Annotated in this window: 18 protein-coding genes; all 18 read right to left on the minus strand. The window is 36.0% G+C overall.

The genetic code is table 11. The features are described 5' to 3' along the window. Positions 1 to 14 precede the first annotated feature (14 nt). The 18 genes from fliY to codY all read right to left on the minus strand — a co-directional run bounded on the left by fliY (position 15) and on the right by codY (position 14173). Positions 15 to 1232 (minus strand): flagellar motor switch phosphatase FliY, encoded by a 1218-nt coding sequence (gene fliY / locus BTHG_RS03645; protein WP_010282417.1) that lies wholly within the window; start codon positions 1230 to 1232, stop codon positions 15 to 17. Then, the gene (gene fliM / locus BTHG_RS03650; protein ID WP_010282418.1) at positions 1225 to 2226 is read right to left on the minus strand and encodes a flagellar motor switch protein FliM; all 1002 of its coding nucleotides are present in this window, start codon (positions 2224 to 2226) and stop codon (positions 1225 to 1227) included. Before fliM ends, fliY begins: the two co-directional genes overlap by 8 nt. Before the next feature lie 41 nt (positions 2227 to 2267). Then, positions 2268 to 2693 (minus strand): flagellar basal body-associated protein FliL, encoded by a 426-nt coding sequence (gene fliL / locus BTHG_RS03655; RefSeq protein ID WP_010282419.1) that lies wholly within the window; start codon positions 2691 to 2693, stop codon positions 2268 to 2270. A 22-nt stretch (positions 2694 to 2715) separates the two neighbouring features. Continuing rightward, positions 2716 to 2910, minus strand: a complete 195-nt coding sequence (locus tag BTHG_RS03660; protein ID WP_010282420.1) for a flagellar FlbD family protein — start codon at positions 2908 to 2910, stop codon at positions 2716 to 2718. 45 nt (positions 2911 to 2955) lie between these two features. Further along, positions 2956 to 3735 carry a flagellar basal body rod protein FlgG gene (gene flgG, locus BTHG_RS03665; RefSeq protein WP_010282421.1) on the minus strand — a complete coding sequence of 260 codons (780 nt, stop codon included), beginning with the start codon at positions 3733 to 3735 and terminating at the stop codon, positions 2956 to 2958. 83 nt (positions 3736 to 3818) lie between these two features. After that, positions 3819 to 4190, minus strand: a complete 372-nt coding sequence (locus tag BTHG_RS03670; protein ID WP_010282424.1) for a TIGR02530 family flagellar biosynthesis protein — start codon at positions 4188 to 4190, stop codon at positions 3819 to 3821. Positions 4191 to 4203: 13 nt separating this feature from the next. Further along, on the minus strand, positions 4204 to 4665 hold the full coding sequence (flgD, locus tag BTHG_RS03675) for a flagellar hook assembly protein FlgD (RefSeq protein ID WP_010282429.1): 462 nt from the start codon (positions 4663 to 4665) through the stop codon (positions 4204 to 4206). Positions 4666 to 4676: 11 nt separating this feature from the next. Next, complete coding sequence (locus BTHG_RS25685) at positions 4677 to 6098, minus strand: flagellar hook-length control protein FliK (RefSeq protein ID WP_010282432.1); 1422 nt, start codon at positions 6096 to 6098, stop codon at positions 4677 to 4679. A 34-nt stretch (positions 6099 to 6132) separates the two neighbouring features. Continuing rightward, positions 6133 to 6708 carry a MotE family protein gene (locus tag BTHG_RS03685; RefSeq protein ID WP_010282436.1) on the minus strand — a complete coding sequence of 192 codons (576 nt, stop codon included), beginning with the start codon at positions 6706 to 6708 and terminating at the stop codon, positions 6133 to 6135. Between the two features lie 8 nt (positions 6709 to 6716). Then, positions 6717 to 7160: a flagellar export protein FliJ gene (fliJ, locus tag BTHG_RS03690; RefSeq protein WP_010282439.1), complete on the minus strand. Its 444-nt coding sequence runs from the start codon at positions 7158 to 7160 to the stop codon at positions 6717 to 6719. Between the two features lie 5 nt (positions 7161 to 7165). Continuing rightward, positions 7166 to 8482 (minus strand): flagellar protein export ATPase FliI, encoded by a 1317-nt coding sequence (gene fliI / locus BTHG_RS03695; RefSeq protein WP_010282443.1) that lies wholly within the window; start codon positions 8480 to 8482, stop codon positions 7166 to 7168. 3 nt (positions 8483 to 8485) lie between these two features. After that, entirely contained in the window at positions 8486 to 9238 is a 753-nt protein-coding gene (gene fliH, locus BTHG_RS03700) for a flagellar assembly protein FliH (RefSeq protein ID WP_232284431.1), read from the minus strand. A gap of 1 nt (position 9239) precedes the next feature. Continuing rightward, positions 9240 to 10259, minus strand: a complete 1020-nt coding sequence (gene fliG / locus BTHG_RS03705; protein WP_010282451.1) for a flagellar motor switch protein FliG — start codon at positions 10257 to 10259, stop codon at positions 9240 to 9242. 11 nt (positions 10260 to 10270) lie between these two features. Further along, positions 10271 to 11869 carry a flagellar basal-body MS-ring/collar protein FliF gene (fliF, locus tag BTHG_RS03710; protein ID WP_010282454.1) on the minus strand — a complete coding sequence of 533 codons (1599 nt, stop codon included), beginning with the start codon at positions 11867 to 11869 and terminating at the stop codon, positions 10271 to 10273. 42 nt (positions 11870 to 11911) lie between these two features. Then, positions 11912 to 12214, minus strand: coding sequence for a flagellar hook-basal body complex protein FliE (fliE, locus tag BTHG_RS03715; protein WP_010282458.1), 303 nt, complete (start codon positions 12212 to 12214; stop codon positions 11912 to 11914). A 9-nt stretch (positions 12215 to 12223) separates the two neighbouring features. Continuing rightward, positions 12224 to 12673 carry a flagellar basal body rod protein FlgC gene (gene flgC / locus BTHG_RS03720; RefSeq protein WP_010282459.1) on the minus strand — a complete coding sequence of 150 codons (450 nt, stop codon included), beginning with the start codon at positions 12671 to 12673 and terminating at the stop codon, positions 12224 to 12226. Positions 12674 to 12675: 2 nt separating this feature from the next. Beyond that, the gene (flgB, locus tag BTHG_RS03725; protein WP_010282460.1) at positions 12676 to 13071 is read right to left on the minus strand and encodes a flagellar basal body rod protein FlgB; all 396 of its coding nucleotides are present in this window, start codon (positions 13069 to 13071) and stop codon (positions 12676 to 12678) included. A 322-nt stretch (positions 13072 to 13393) separates the two neighbouring features. Next, on the minus strand, positions 13394 to 14173 hold the full coding sequence (gene codY, locus BTHG_RS03730) for a GTP-sensing pleiotropic transcriptional regulator CodY (protein WP_010282461.1): 780 nt from the start codon (positions 14171 to 14173) through the stop codon (positions 13394 to 13396). Positions 14174 to 14184: the final 11 nt, after the last annotated feature.

The raw sequence follows: 14184 nt of genomic DNA on the forward strand, positions 1-14184 counted from the left end.
AAAAGCCCCCTGTATTAATTCAATTTTTTAATTCGATCACTTTGGCTAATGATATCCGTTATTCTGACTCCAAAGTTTTCTTCAATAACGACTACCTCACCTTGGGCGATGAGTTTCCCATTTACTAAAACATCTACTGGCTCACCTGCAAGCTTGTCCAATTCTATTATAGAACCAGCTGATAATTCAAGAATGTCTTTAATGGATCGTTTCGTTCTACCCAATTCAACAGTAACTTGTAATGGAATATCTAATAACATATTTAAGTTTCTTGATTCAGCCTCTTGTAAATGAACTGATTCAAATTCCGAAAATAAAGCTGGTTGAATATCAGGCTGTTTTGCCTGGGTACCACCTAAATGCTGTGGACCTGTGTTTGTAACCGGTTGTTTAAATTCTGGCTGATGAACCTGTTGATTTGGTGGATAGGTTGTACGTTGTTCCTCATGATGTTCAGTAAAGCTTGGTTGTTCAACAGGAATCTCACTATCTACTTGTTGATTGGGAACCTCCAATGTTGGAGCTACCATGTCCACTTGAGGAGAAAGTAGCTCTCCAACAAGATCTTTTGCGAATTCAACTGGAACAAGCTGCATGATTGTTGAATCGATTAGTTCCCCGATTTTTAAACGAAACGATATTTTCACTAAAATATCATCTATAGGAAGGTTTTCAGCACCCTCACCTTGTTTAATGTCAAGGATATCAATACTTGGTGGTGATATATCAATCTTTTTACTAAAAACAGTCGACATGGAGGTAGCGGCAGAACCCATCATTTGATTCATCGCTTCCTGAACAGCACTTAATTGAAGTTCCCCCAAACTCTCCGGAGCTCCAAGACCACTTCCACCAAGCATTAAATCAGCAATAATTGCTGCATCACTTTGTTTAATTACTAACATATTAGTTCCTGTAAACCCAACGGTATAATTTACATATATTGCGACATACGGATGTGGAAACTCATCTGCTAGTTCAGAGCTTTGAACAAGTGAAACATTTGGTGTGGTAATTTCCACTTTTTGATTGAGTAATGTAGAAAGGGCAGTTGCCGAACTTCCAAATGATATATTTCCAATCTCCCCAAGTGCATCCTGTTCAATTAAAGATAAAAAATCCTCTACTAGGGGTTTATTATAATTAGCTACCGTTTCTTCGTTGTCTATGTCTACTGTACCTCTTAATAGAGCATCAATTTCATCTTGAGATAGCATATTTCCATTATTCATCTTCACTGTTCCCCCCTTTAATCTCCTCTAAAATTTGCACGGCTTGCTTTTTATTAACCCTACCAACCTGAGCATAAAATTTAGGTATACCTTCAACCATTAACTCAATAGGTTGATCAATCATTTTTTCAAGCTTGATTGTATCGCCTATATCTAATAATAGGAATTCCTGAACTGCAATATCAGCTGAACCTAATTCTGCTACAATTGGCAGTTTCGTATCCTTAAGATTGTGTTTAATGTTAGAAAGTTCCTCAACATTCCGTTCCTTTTTTGGTGCAGATTGCATCCAGTAATGGGCGGATAATTTAGGAATAATTGGCTCTAAGAATACATGGGGAATGCAAATATTAATCATCCCACTTGTTTCTCCAATTTGTGTATTAAGTGAAATCACCACTACCGTTTCATTTGGCGAGATCATTTGGAGGAACTGTGGGTTCACTTCAAAGTCAGTTAAAATCGGGTCCACTTCAACCAAATTTGCCCATGCTTCTCGCGCTTGATCAAATGCTTTTTCAAACATATTGCTCATTATTTTCGTTTCAATTTCAGTTAAATTTTCAATTTTGTTATAACTTGTTCCTTTTCCTCCGAGCATTCGATCAAGTATGGCATATGCAATATTAGGGTTTACCTCTAATATGATTGGCCCCTCAAGTGGAGGCATTTCAAATACATTTAAAATAGTCATATTTGGAATCGATCGAATGAACTCCTCATATGGCACTTGATCTGCTGTACCTACAGTTATTTGCACATATGTTCGAAGCTGAGCAGAAAAAAAGGTTGTTAATAATCGTGCAAAGTTTTCATGTATCCTAGTAATACTTCGAATCTGATCCTTCGAGAAACGAAGTGCCCTTTTAAAATCATATACTTTGACACGACGCTCACTTTCTTCTCTTTTTAATTCTTCTGGGTTCATTTCTCCAGTAGAAAGAGCTGAAAGCAAGGCGTCTATTTCACTTTGGGATAGTATTTCACCAGGCAAGGTTCCACCTCCGCTCATTAAGTACTTAATTTTCTATTATGTTACTGCGGAAGAAAGGACGTCGCATAAACTTTTACGACTGTTCCATCTTGCATTAATTCATTAATTCGTTCCTTTAATCTATTTTCAAGATTAACGATGCCTTCTTCACCCTTAAATTCTTCAGATGTCATATTCGAAAGTTCTTTAATGATGATATTACTGACCTGGAATTCACGTTTCTCTAATTCCTCTTTGCCTTTTTTACCATCTGTCTGAATGTTAAAAGATATACGAATGTAATCATCACTTAATAGTTTTGTTGTTATTTCCGGAATTTCAACGGTCGATTTAAGTACTTCGTCTATAGATGGTTCCTTTTGATTATCACTAGCTGTTACCTTCGTTAAAATAACAAAAGCAGTGGTACCAACCAACGTAATTGTACTTAATATGATGACCATTATTACAAGCAGCTTATTCTTCATAGCAACTTATCCCTCCCAAGCATTAACGAAGGCCTAGCACATTCATTTTTTGATAAAATTCAAGAACCTTCACTTGTACATCCTCTTCTGTTTCCTTCACAACAAATTTTTTCCCATTAGTTAATGTAATTGTTGTATCTGGAAAGGATTCTACTTGCTCAATATATAATGCATTTAATGTAAACTTCTTATTATTTAATCTCGTTAAAGTTATCAATGTTTTTCAGGGTTTTAGTAGAAAAACCTAAAACCCTTTACCCCCTTAACGTTTTAGGTTTACAAGCTCTTGAAGGATTTCATCAGAAGTTGTAATGATACGAGTATTGGCTTGGAAACCACGCTGTGCCACAATCATTTCCGTGAATTCTTCGGAGAGGTCAACGTTTGACATTTCAAGTGCACCAGCCATTAATTTCCCGCTTCCTCCATTACCTGCTGTAGTTGCCTGAGGAGCTCCAGAGTTTTGAGTTTCGATGAACAAATTATCACCAAACTTTTCAAGACCATCAGGGTTAGCAAAAACAGTAATTTCTAATGTTCCCGCAGTTTGTAAATTACCAGCATTGTCTACAAAACTTACTACACCTGCTGAGTCAATACTAAAACTTTGAGCGTTTGATGGTATAGAAATATTTGGTTTTACATTTAAACCGCTACTATTTACTAGTTTTCCAGATTCATCTAAATAAAAATTCCCCGCTCTTGTATAATAGGTATTTGTTCCCTCTGTTAGTGTGAAGTAGCCATCACCGGAAATTGCTAAATCTAGTGGGCGGTTAGTAGACTGAATACTTCCTTGTGTCGAAATCGTGTCGATTGTAGATAATGTAGAGCCTAACCCAACTTGTTTAGGATTCACACCACCTCGTAAATTATCATTTCCTTTAGCACCTTGTATGGTTTGACTCATCATATCTGTAAAAGTAGTTCTACCTTTTTTGAAGCCGTAAGTATTAACATTGGCAATATTATTACCAATTACATCTAACTTGGTTTGAAAGTTTTTCATACCACTTATCCCTGAATACATTGAACGTAACATTTTATTTTCCCCTTTCGAATATAGGTGGCTTCTGTCGGTCGGCACACCTCGGCTTCCTGTTAAGGTCCAGCCAGTCCTTATCTTTAATCTAAAATAATGGTTCCATTAATATTGGTAAAAATCTGAGAGTTTGCTTCATCACGATTCATCGCCGTTATGACTGTATTATTCGGTACATTGACAATTAAAGCTGCATTATTGGTAACAACCAATGAATCTCTAATTCCCTTTGTTTTCGCCTCAGAAATTTTCATTTGTATTTCTTTCCACTTCGAATCTTGAATACTAATATTTCTCTCATCCAACCTCTTTTGAGCATGTTTACTAATGACAAGGCTTGTCTCTTTCTCTAACGTATCTTTAAATGATATTTTAGGTTGGTCTGAAGTCTGTACTTTCTTCTTCGTTTGTAATGATAAGGGATGATTTTGTAATTGTAGAATACGATGATCCAAAATTTCACACCTCCTATTCTTCTTCGCTAGAAGGTTCTTTTACTTTCAAAATTTCATCACTATAAATTTTCGTTCCATCCTTTAACTCTAGCTCAATATATCCTGACTTTTGAGAAACAGATGTTACAATTCCTTGTCCATTTTTAAATATTTCTTTCCCATCTTCATCCTCTGATTTAAAGGTGTACTCTACTTCTTTCCCAATCATACTGCTGTATTTTAAAAGCTGTTCACCCTGCTGGCCAGTTACAAATTTTTCTAATGTACTATTCATATTTGTCATTTGTTCCAGTGAAGTAAAAGTCGCCATTTGTGCGATAAAATCTTTATCTTCCAACGGCTTCATGGGGTCCTGATTTTGAAGCTGAGTCATTAAGATCTTTAGAAAATCGTCTTTTCCTAAAATGTCATTACCTGTTTTACGATCATTTTTTAGATTTGAAAGGTAAAGACTTGAATCAATTTTTGTTGTCATATAATCACCACCTATACTTTAAAATTAACAAGCTCGTCATGTAGAGCAGCTGTAAAGGTTTGATCCTCATTTGTTTCTTGTTTATCTTGATCCTTTTGTTGTTTTCCTGAGTGGTGTCCTTGTTGCTGTTCACTTTCTCTTTGTAAACTTTTCTCAGTTTGGCTCGGTAGTTGTGTTGAAACTTCAATTTTTTCAATCGAGATATTTTGTGCCTGAAGTGAATGCTTCAGGTTTGACAACTGTGATTCAACTAAATCCTTTGCCTGGCTTGTTGATGCCATAATTCTAGCAATCATTCCACCTTCACTTTGAAGAAGTTCAATTCGTAATGAACCAAGGTGTTCAGGATATAAATTAATTAATAGTTTTTGTTGCCCACTACCATTTAAAAAGCTACTTCTTGCTAAAATATTTTGAAACTGCCTTATAAATTGTTGTTGATTTGGCACCTGTTTGCCGTTTTGATCAACAAATATTGAAAATTGTTGTACTTTTGATAATTGACCCGAACTCGCATCTCCAGAAGAATTCGCCACATTTGTTGTTCCAGTAACTTCCGTAGTGCTACTTGCTTTGGACAGGAGTTTTTCAGGTTTTTCTACTATACCTACAGATTCTGGCTGTCCCTCTTTCCCAACTTGAAGAAGCGTCCTAATTGATGCCGCTGCTTCTTGAATTGTGCTACTGGAAAATTGATTATTACTACTAACGGGCTGTGGTGTTTCAATCCCTTTAGGTGTTGAAAAATACCTTGCATGAACTGTTTGTAAATATTGATTTCGCGACTGTGGTTCGATTAAATGCTTATCTATTACAAGAAACTTATTTTCCAGTTTTTGTATCAATTCCTGAACAAACTTATTGACCTTACTAACTGAAGCATCTTTTGTAGTCAGGAAATTAGTTGGTAACATCTCATTGGCAGTCATTTTTAACTGCTTTAACAAGTTAAGTAGACCTTCCTTATTCGTAAAGGAACTGTCTTCTACATAGCTTGTTGTCAGTAAAAGCAGACCAATTAGCTCCTCTTTTCCGTTAACCTTATCCAATTCCAACTTAGTAGTACCAGACTGAATGCTAGAAATAAATGCCTTGATTTGGTCAACCAATTCAGGTGGAAACATCAGAAGAGCATCTTGAAAATCAGACAAATCCATTTTTTCTTCCGTAAATGTCTCCATTTCAGATAAAAAATGAGTGATTGTATCAATCGAAGGGTCTTCCTGTGCTTTTTCTTCTATCATATTCGTTGGGATTTTCTCATTTAAAATCATTGCTGGTATTTCTTGATTACTCGTTAAAACGAATAAACTCTCACGAAAAGATAATTGTGAAACATTCTCTCCTTGAAATAAACCATTTCCACTCGTTCCAGAAGCAACAGACTTTCGTATAGAACCCATTAAAGGTTCGAAATTTGCTACTACGTTCACGCCATTTCACCTCCCTTCAAGTATTTATAACCATTTATTTTGTAATTAATTGAGTGAATTTCGCTGCATCCTCAGGTGACATTTTTTCAAAAATAGCAGCTAGTTTTTCAGTATCAATACTTGAAAGAATTTCCGTGGCCTCATCCTCTTTTAAATTCGGAATAATTTTTGCCGCATTTTTAGGAGACATAAGCTCGTACATTTTGGTTAATTCTTTTAAAGATTTACTTTTTGACAAGCGTTCTTCCTGAAGTTGTAAAAGTTCATCTGAAAGATTTTTAATTTCCTCTTCTAATGACTGGATTTCGCCACTCTTTGTTTCTAATTCATTTTCTAATTGGGTAACTTTTGTTTCCTTTGCCAGTATCTCTTCTTCCAAATCTGAGACGGATACTTCATCCTCTTTTGGATTTTGCGCCTTATTTTCTTCATTATTAAATAGGGAAGAAATAACTGGTATCTTTGTAGCAAAATCCTTCATTGCTCCGAGTGGATTAAATCCAGTAACAGATAGTAGAACGAATACGACAATAAGAGTAAAGAAAGACGGAATTACTACAACAAACAGAAACCACTGAAATTTGCTATATTCTTTTTCATTTGTCTCCATTTGAACACCTATCTTCCTTTTGACATATATTGTTGGATTGAAATTTCATCCATCATTTGACTCTCTTGCATCTTTATCTGTCCTTCATAGATAGCAAAATCTCTTTCGTTCATAACCTCATATTTCTTAACCTCAATATTCTTTTCGGTTAATACTGCTTGCAGTTGCTGCATTTTTTGTCTTGCATTACTGACAAGATGTTGGTAATTCATAATTGTTTTTTCTAGTGCTGTTATGAACGATTGTTGGTGCCGAATACTTTGAATGGATAAACCATTTTGTAACTGCTGTCTTTGACTTTCTTCAAGTGTTTCCTTCTTTTTTAAGGACTCATATAAACTTGTAGCAGCATCTTCAAATTCTTTAACTGATGTTTTATAATCCGCAAGAACTTGATTCTTCTCATTTTCTTTTATCGACATAACTTTTTGAAATTTGAACTTGTAACTCATTTATTTCATTCACCTTTTTCAGCCAATTGCGCCAATAAATGTAAACTTTCTTCAAACGTGAAATTCTCATCCGTCTGCTGTTTTAAAAACGTTAGAATCTTTGGGTAATATCTGATTGCTTCATCAACTTCAATTGAGGAACCTCTTTTATACGCTCCAATATTGATTAAGTCTTCTGAATTGAGGTATGTAGCCATAATTCCTCGAAGTTTTTCAGCATATGCTTTATGTTTACTAGATGTAATTTGGTTCATTACCCGGCTGATTGATTTCAAAACATTTATAGCTGGATACTGGCCCTTATTTGCAAGACTTCGGTCTAGCACAAAATGCCCATCGAGTATTCCTCGAACTGTATCCGCAATCGGTTCATTCATATCGTCACCGTCTACTAGTACCGTATAAAAAGCAGTTATCGACCCTAAATGATTTGTCCCGGTTCTTTCTAGCAATCTTGGAAGTGTTGTAAATACACTTGGAGTATAGCCCTTTGTCGTTGGAGGCTCACCAATAGCTAAACCAATTTCCCGACTTGCCATAGCTACACGAGTAACTGAATCCATCATCAGCATGACATTAAGACCCTTGTCTCTGAAATACTCAGCAATTGCAGTTGCTGTCATTGCTGCCTTGATTCGAAGGAGAGCCGGCTGATCAGAAGTTGCTACAACTAAAATCGATCTTTTGAGGCCTTCTTCTCCTAAATCTTTTTCAATAAACTCTCTTACCTCACGTCCACGTTCCCCAACTAAAGCAATTACATTTATATCTGCTGTCGTATTACGGGCAATCATGCCTAATAATGTACTTTTCCCTACTCCACTTCCCGCAAAAATTCCGACACGTTGTCCTTTTCCAACGGTTAAGAGTGCATCGATCATTTTAACCCCAACCTCGATTGGCTCTTTTATTGGAGGACGAGATAATGGATTTGGTGGGTCTTGTTCAGTAGGAGTTGAAGACAGCCCCCTTGGTAACCCACTTCCATCAAGTGGTTGCCCTAATGGGTCTAATACCTTTCCAATCAAACCGGCTCCAACCTTTATATCAAGGGGCTTTCCCGTCGCTTCCACAATGCTTCCAGGTGATATATCCTTCACATTTGAGAAAGGCATTAGGATAACATGCTCCTCTCGGAAACCAACAACTTCCGCTTGGATAGAACTTTTATGGTTTAATCCCACATAAATATGGCATAAATCTCCAATCGAACACTCTGGGCCGCGAGATTCTATCATTAATCCAACAACTCTCGTTACCTTCCCATAACGTTTATATGAATCAAGTGAATCTATTTCATTTAGAAGCTCGATTGCCTTCACAACCTATTCCTCCAATAGTATAGAAAGAAGTCTTTCTTTAATTTCTGTAAGCTGGGTATCCACACTTGCATTTATCTTTCCAAAAGAAGATTCAATCACACAATCTGCTTCTTTTAAATCTTCATTCGGATAAATGAAAAGATCACTCTCTCGATTAAGAATAGCCGTTAACTCTTCCTTTTGTTCAACCATCATTTGATAATAGCGAGGGTTTACTTGAATAGTTATATCAGAATGTTCCTTTACTTCCTTAATTGCCTTTTTTACAAGATAAGTAAAATCATCCGGACTCTCAGCTAAGTGAACTCCAATGATTTTTTCTGCTACGGCCATAGCGAGCTTTAAAATTACCTCTTCAGAAGAATCGAGATAATGCTCATAATCTTGTTTCGATGTATCAATGATTTGACGTGCAGCTAAAAGTAAATCCGCATACTCCTGATAGCCCTGTTCTTTACCTTTAATCATTCCAGCTTGAAAACCTTCTTCTGACGTTCTTTGATAAAGTTCTTGTTTTTCTTCTTCCCATTTACGTTTTTCAACTAATGCTTCTTGCCTTAGTGAATTTGAATAGGCTATCGCGTCTTTAACAATTTTATCTGCTTGTTCTTTAGCTTCATTAATCATTTTTTGAGTAACAATTTGTATATCTGAATTTTCATATTCGACTTGACTGCCGTCTGTTTGTTGTAACACTTTTAACCCAATGACTCTCTTTGATATTTCTTTGGACTCAAGCGAATTTGACTTTATCACATTAGACAATAATATCATCTCCTCCGCCACGAGCGATGACAATCTCTCCTGCTTCTTCAAGTCTTCTAATAACCGCTACAATACGTGATTGAGCTTCTTCAACATCACGCAAACGAACTGGTCCCATGTATTCCATTTCCTCTTTAAATGATTCGACCATTCTTGTAGACATGTTTTTAAAGACAATTTCCTTCACTTCTTCACTTGCAACACGAAGAGATAACATAAGGTCTTCGTTTTCAACATCACGAATGACACGTTGAATTGCACGATTATCAAGAGTGACGATGTCTTCAAATACAAACATTCTCTTTTTAATTTCTTCAGCAAGTTCAGGATCTTGAATTTCGAGCGCGTCTAAGATTGTTCTTTCCGTTGAGCGGTCTACTCCATTTAATACCTCAACAACAGCTTCTATCCCACCGGTTTGGGTATAGTCATGCGTCACAGTAGTTGAAAGTTTGCGTTCAAGTATTTGCTCAACCTCATTAATAATTTCAGGCGAAGTCCTATCCATAACTGCGATTCTTCTAGCGATATCGGCCTGGACCTCTTGTGGCAACTCAGATAAAATTTGAGCAGCCTGTCTAGAGTCCAAATAGGATAAAATTAACGCAATTGTCTGTGGATGTTCGTTTTGAATAAAATTCAAAATTTGTCCAGGATCAGCTTTTCTTGCAAAATCAAATGGTTTTACCTGCAAAGAGGAAGTGAGCCGATTAATAATGGCAGAAGCTTGTTCCTCTCCGAGTGCTTTTTCGAGTACTGTCTTGGCGTATCCTATACCACCTTGGCTTATATAATCCTGAGCAATCGCAATTTGATGGAACTCGTCCATAATTTGTTCCTTTGTATTTGCTTCCACTTTTCGGACACTTGAAATTTCTAAAGTTAGTTTTTCAATTTCTTCCTCTGACAGATGTTTGTATACTGAAGCAGAAACATCTGGACCAAGTGAAATGAGGAGAATGGCTGCTTTTTGTTTGCCGTTTAGTCCATTATGAATATCTCTTTTTGCCATTTCTCCACCTCCTACTCATCTGCCAACCAAGAACGTAATAATTTTGCAAAATCTTCTGGTTTTTCTTTGGCAAGTTTCTCTAATTGTCTACGTCTAACTGTAGCATCAGACTCTTTTTCCTCATTAACATCGGGAATTTGATTAAAGAAAATTGGTTCAGGTTGTTCAATTTCCTCTTCGGTTTCTGGAACTTTCTTTTTACGTAAAATTAAGAATAATAGAATGATAAGTCCAAGTGCTAAAAGACCACCAACAATATATGCCCATAACGGTATAGTTGTTGTTTTTGGTGTTTCTGTTACAGTTGTTGTTTTCCCATTAAACTCTTGAACAGAAACAACTATTTTATCTTGAATCTCTTCTTGCGTTAATTCGTTATTCTCATCTTGATCAATACTAGTATTAACAATCGTACTTAAGATTCTCTCAATGTCATCAACACGTTCCTGTGGCATTGATGAAGGGTTTTTAGGGTCAGGTGCTTCGACCATAACCTGAATTCCTAAATCTCTTATTTTATAAGGGGCTTCTACAATCTCCTTTGTGATTCGATTCACATCTTTATTGACACGTTCTTCAATACGTTCATAATCCCCATTACCAGCTTGTCCACCAGTGTTATAATTTGGGATATCAGTTTCTCCCGAACCAACTGGTGGTACATTCCCCGGGGCTCCTTCACCCGTAAAAGTTTCGGTAATTCTTTCAACACTGATATCGATCCCTTCCATATTTTCAGGGTCAACTGGTGTTACTAGGTTTTCTTGACGGTTTTCCTGCGTAAAATCAATATCAGTCGTAACCGATACAACAACCTTATCAGGTCCCATCATTGTGCCAAGCATTTGCTGAACTTGTCTTTGAATATCTCTTTCAATTTCTCGTTTTAAATCGAGTTGAGATGCTACATTTCCAATTACTGATAAATTTTCTTCATTTTCTAAGTCAAAATACTCAAAGTTTTGGTTAGTTATGACGATATTATCAGTAGGTAGATTTGGAATACTCTTTGAAACCAAATGATATAAGGACTTTATTTGCTGTTGGTCGAACTTATATCCTGGTTTCGTGTTTAGAACGATTGAAGCGGACGCCACTGCCTGGCTGTCCTTCACAAATATCCCTTCGTTCGGCATACTGATCATAACCTTTGCATCATTTATCCCATCGATGCCCTTTATAAGGTTAGCTATTTCAGTTTGAGTGGATTCAAGTTTTAGCATATTAAATTCATTATCGGTCATTCCAAAGCCAGCATTTTGACCAAAAAATGTATAATCGATATTACCACTCTCTGGTATTCCTTCTGCCGCAAGTTCAACCATTAAGGTTTCGACCACTTCTTCTGGCACCTTAATGGTTGTTCCATTATCCGCTATTTCCGATTGAATTCCCCTTGAATCTAAAGTTGCTTTTATTTGTCCTGTTTCCTGTGGAGATAGATTACTGTACAAAGGAACAAGTGTTGTCTTTGTTGTAAAAAACACAGTAAGCGAAATAATGAAAATTAAGAGTAATGGCAGTCCAATAATAGTGGTCTTTTGAAGACCAGATTGTTTTTTCCAATATTCACTTATTTTCGTTTTATATAATTGTAGTTTCTCTTTCATGACATACCCCTAAGTCGTTTTATAGATCTCCAGATTACCGGATTAAACCTGCATCCTCATGATTTCTTGGTATGCTTCTATAACCTTATTACGTATTTGAAGTGTCGCCTGCAATGAAACACTCGCTTTCTCTGAAGCAATCATTACTTGGTGCAAATCAACGTTTTCACCTTTAATAAGTTTTTCTGTCATTTTATCTGAAGTTTTCTGTGTTTCATTTACATTATTCAGGGCATCTTTTAAAAAACCGCTAAACTCTTTTTGAACAGAACTCGCAGTCTTCGTTTGAACGACAGGCTTTGAAATAACCTGAGGTGTTGATGCTAAATTTATCTTATCAATCACGTTGATCACCTATTTTCCTATTTCTAAAGCTTTCATTAACATTCCTTTTGACGCATTTAAAACCGTCACGTTTGCCTCGTAAGATCTTGTGGCACTAATAAGGTCGACCATTTCCTTAAGAGGGTCTACATTGGGCAGAGCCACATACCCATCTTCATTCGCGTCAGGATGTTCTGGGTTATATACAAGCTGAAATGGAGTAGTATCTTCGACGATTCCCGTTACCTTTACCCCATTTCCTATTTTTGAATGATTCATCGCCTTTGACAAATAGGAGGAAAAAGTAGAACCTTGTGGCTGCTGAACAACCATTTTCCTTTTATAAGGTTGCCATTGTCCATCAACAAGTTTCCCTCTTGTTGTATCCACATTAGCCATATTTGAGGAAATAACGTCCATTCTGAGTCGTCCAGCTGTTAGGGCTGAAGCACTAGTATTGAGGCTATGGAATATTGACACTGTTAGTTTCCTCCTTTAATCACTGTTTGTAATGTATTGAATTTCCCGCTTATTCTTTGTGTTATTGCATTATAATAAATTTGGTTTTCTGCAAGCAAAGCCATTTCCTTATCAATATCCACATTATTACCGTTGTGGTTATATGCTGTATCATTCTTTGTAATGAGCGAACCGTTTGAACGTTTGCTGTTTGTAAATTCAAAGTGCTTTTCGTTCGTTCTATTTGCACTCATTTGGCTATTCATTTCATTGGAAAGAAGGTTCTTAAAGCTCACATCTTGTGCTTTATAGTTCGGTGTATCTACATTCGCAATATTATTCGAAATAGCTTTTTGTCTTAAAGATGAGTAATCCAAAGCCTTTTCGAGCGAATAAATGGTATTTGAAAAAAGTTTCATCTAATCCCCTCACAAAAAATAGATATCCTACGAATAAATATAACGTATTGTATAAACTCTTTATTATTGTAATGAAATATAATCTATCTGTCTATGAAGCTTGCGATAAAAAATGAGTTTTTTCGACAATATAGGTCTTTATCCCTATTTGTTCCACACATAATTATAGTGTTTACTCTACAAATTTTCACGTGTTTTTTACAAATATAGACAAGAACTTATTTCCACTATAAGAATTCGACATTTTATGATAGTGATATCCTCTTAAAATAATTCATAAAAAAAGAGATGGAAAACATCCATCTTCTTTTTTTGGATTTATTTAATGTGATTTTAATTTTTCTAATTCAAATAAGAATTTATCGTTAAGTACTTTAATGTAAGTTCCTTTCATTCCAAGTGAACGAGATTCAATTACACCAGCACTTTCAAGTTTCCTTAAAGCATTAACGATTACAGATCTTGTGATACCCACTCGGTCTGCAATTTTACTTGCAACTAGTAACCCTTCGTTACCATTTAATTCTTCAAAAATGTGTTCAATTGCTTCAAATTCACTATAGGATAATGAACTAATCGCCATTTGAACAACAGCTTTGCTTCTAGCTTCTTCTTCAATTTCTTCTGCTTTTTCACGAAGAATTTCCATACCAACAACTGTTGCACCGTACTCTGCTAAAATTAGATCATCATCTTCAAAACTTTGGTCTAGTCTTGAAAGAATGAGTGTACCTAATCGCTCACCACCACCGATAATTGGTACAATCGTTGTTAATCCACTTTTAAACAATTCTTTGTTCTCAATCGGGAAAGCAGTATAAGCACTTTCAATATCAAGGTTTGAAGAAGTTTCCGTAATGTTAAATAAACTTTGTGTGTACTCTTCAGGGAAATGACGGTCCTCAATCATTTTCTTCATTCTTTCATTTTCAATCTGTTGATTGATGGCAAATCCAAGAAGCTTTCCACGGCGACTTAATAAGAAAATATTAGCTGTAATTACATCGCGTAGAGTTTCTGACATTTCTTTAAAGTTAACTGGTTTACCAGCTGCATTTTGCAGCATAGCATTAATTTTTCTTGTTCTTTGTAATAATGGCATTTACTTGTTCC

This window comes from Bacillus timonensis, from assembly GCF_000285535.1.
Classification (GTDB): domain Bacteria; phylum Bacillota; class Bacilli; order Bacillales; family Bacillaceae_L; genus Ferdinandcohnia; species Ferdinandcohnia timonensis.

What these genes read in the sequence shown, in the direction of transcription:
- fliJ (WP_010282439.1), bottom strand. Translation starts at nt 7,160, where the DNA reads ATGAGTTACAAGTTCAAATTTCAAAAAGTTATGTCGATAAAAGAAAAT.
- fliF (WP_010282454.1), bottom strand. Translation starts at nt 11,869, where the DNA reads ATGAAAGAGAAACTACAATTATATAAAACGAAAATAAGTGAATATTGG.
- flgB (WP_010282460.1), bottom strand. Translation starts at nt 13,071, where the DNA reads ATGAAACTTTTTTCAAATACCATTTATTCGCTCGAAAAGGCTTTGGAT.
- flgD (WP_010282429.1), bottom strand. Translation starts at nt 4,665, where the DNA reads ATGACAACAAAAATTGATTCAAGTCTTTACCTTTCAAATCTAAAAAAT.
- fliL (WP_010282419.1), bottom strand. Translation starts at nt 2,693, where the DNA reads ATGAAGAATAAGCTGCTTGTAATAATGGTCATCATATTAAGTACAATT.
- flgG (WP_010282421.1), bottom strand. Translation starts at nt 3,735, where the DNA reads ATGTTACGTTCAATGTATTCAGGGATAAGTGGTATGAAAAACTTTCAA.
- fliY (WP_010282417.1), bottom strand. Translation starts at nt 1,232, where the DNA reads ATGAATAATGGAAATATGCTATCTCAAGATGAAATTGATGCTCTATTA.
- BTHG_RS03685 (WP_010282436.1), bottom strand. Translation starts at nt 6,708, where the DNA reads ATGGAGACAAATGAAAAAGAATATAGCAAATTTCAGTGGTTTCTGTTT.
- codY (WP_010282461.1), bottom strand. Translation starts at nt 14,173, where the DNA reads ATGCCATTATTACAAAGAACAAGAAAAATTAATGCTATGCTGCAAAAT.
- fliG (WP_010282451.1), bottom strand. Translation starts at nt 10,259, where the DNA reads ATGGCAAAAAGAGATATTCATAATGGACTAAACGGCAAACAAAAAGCA.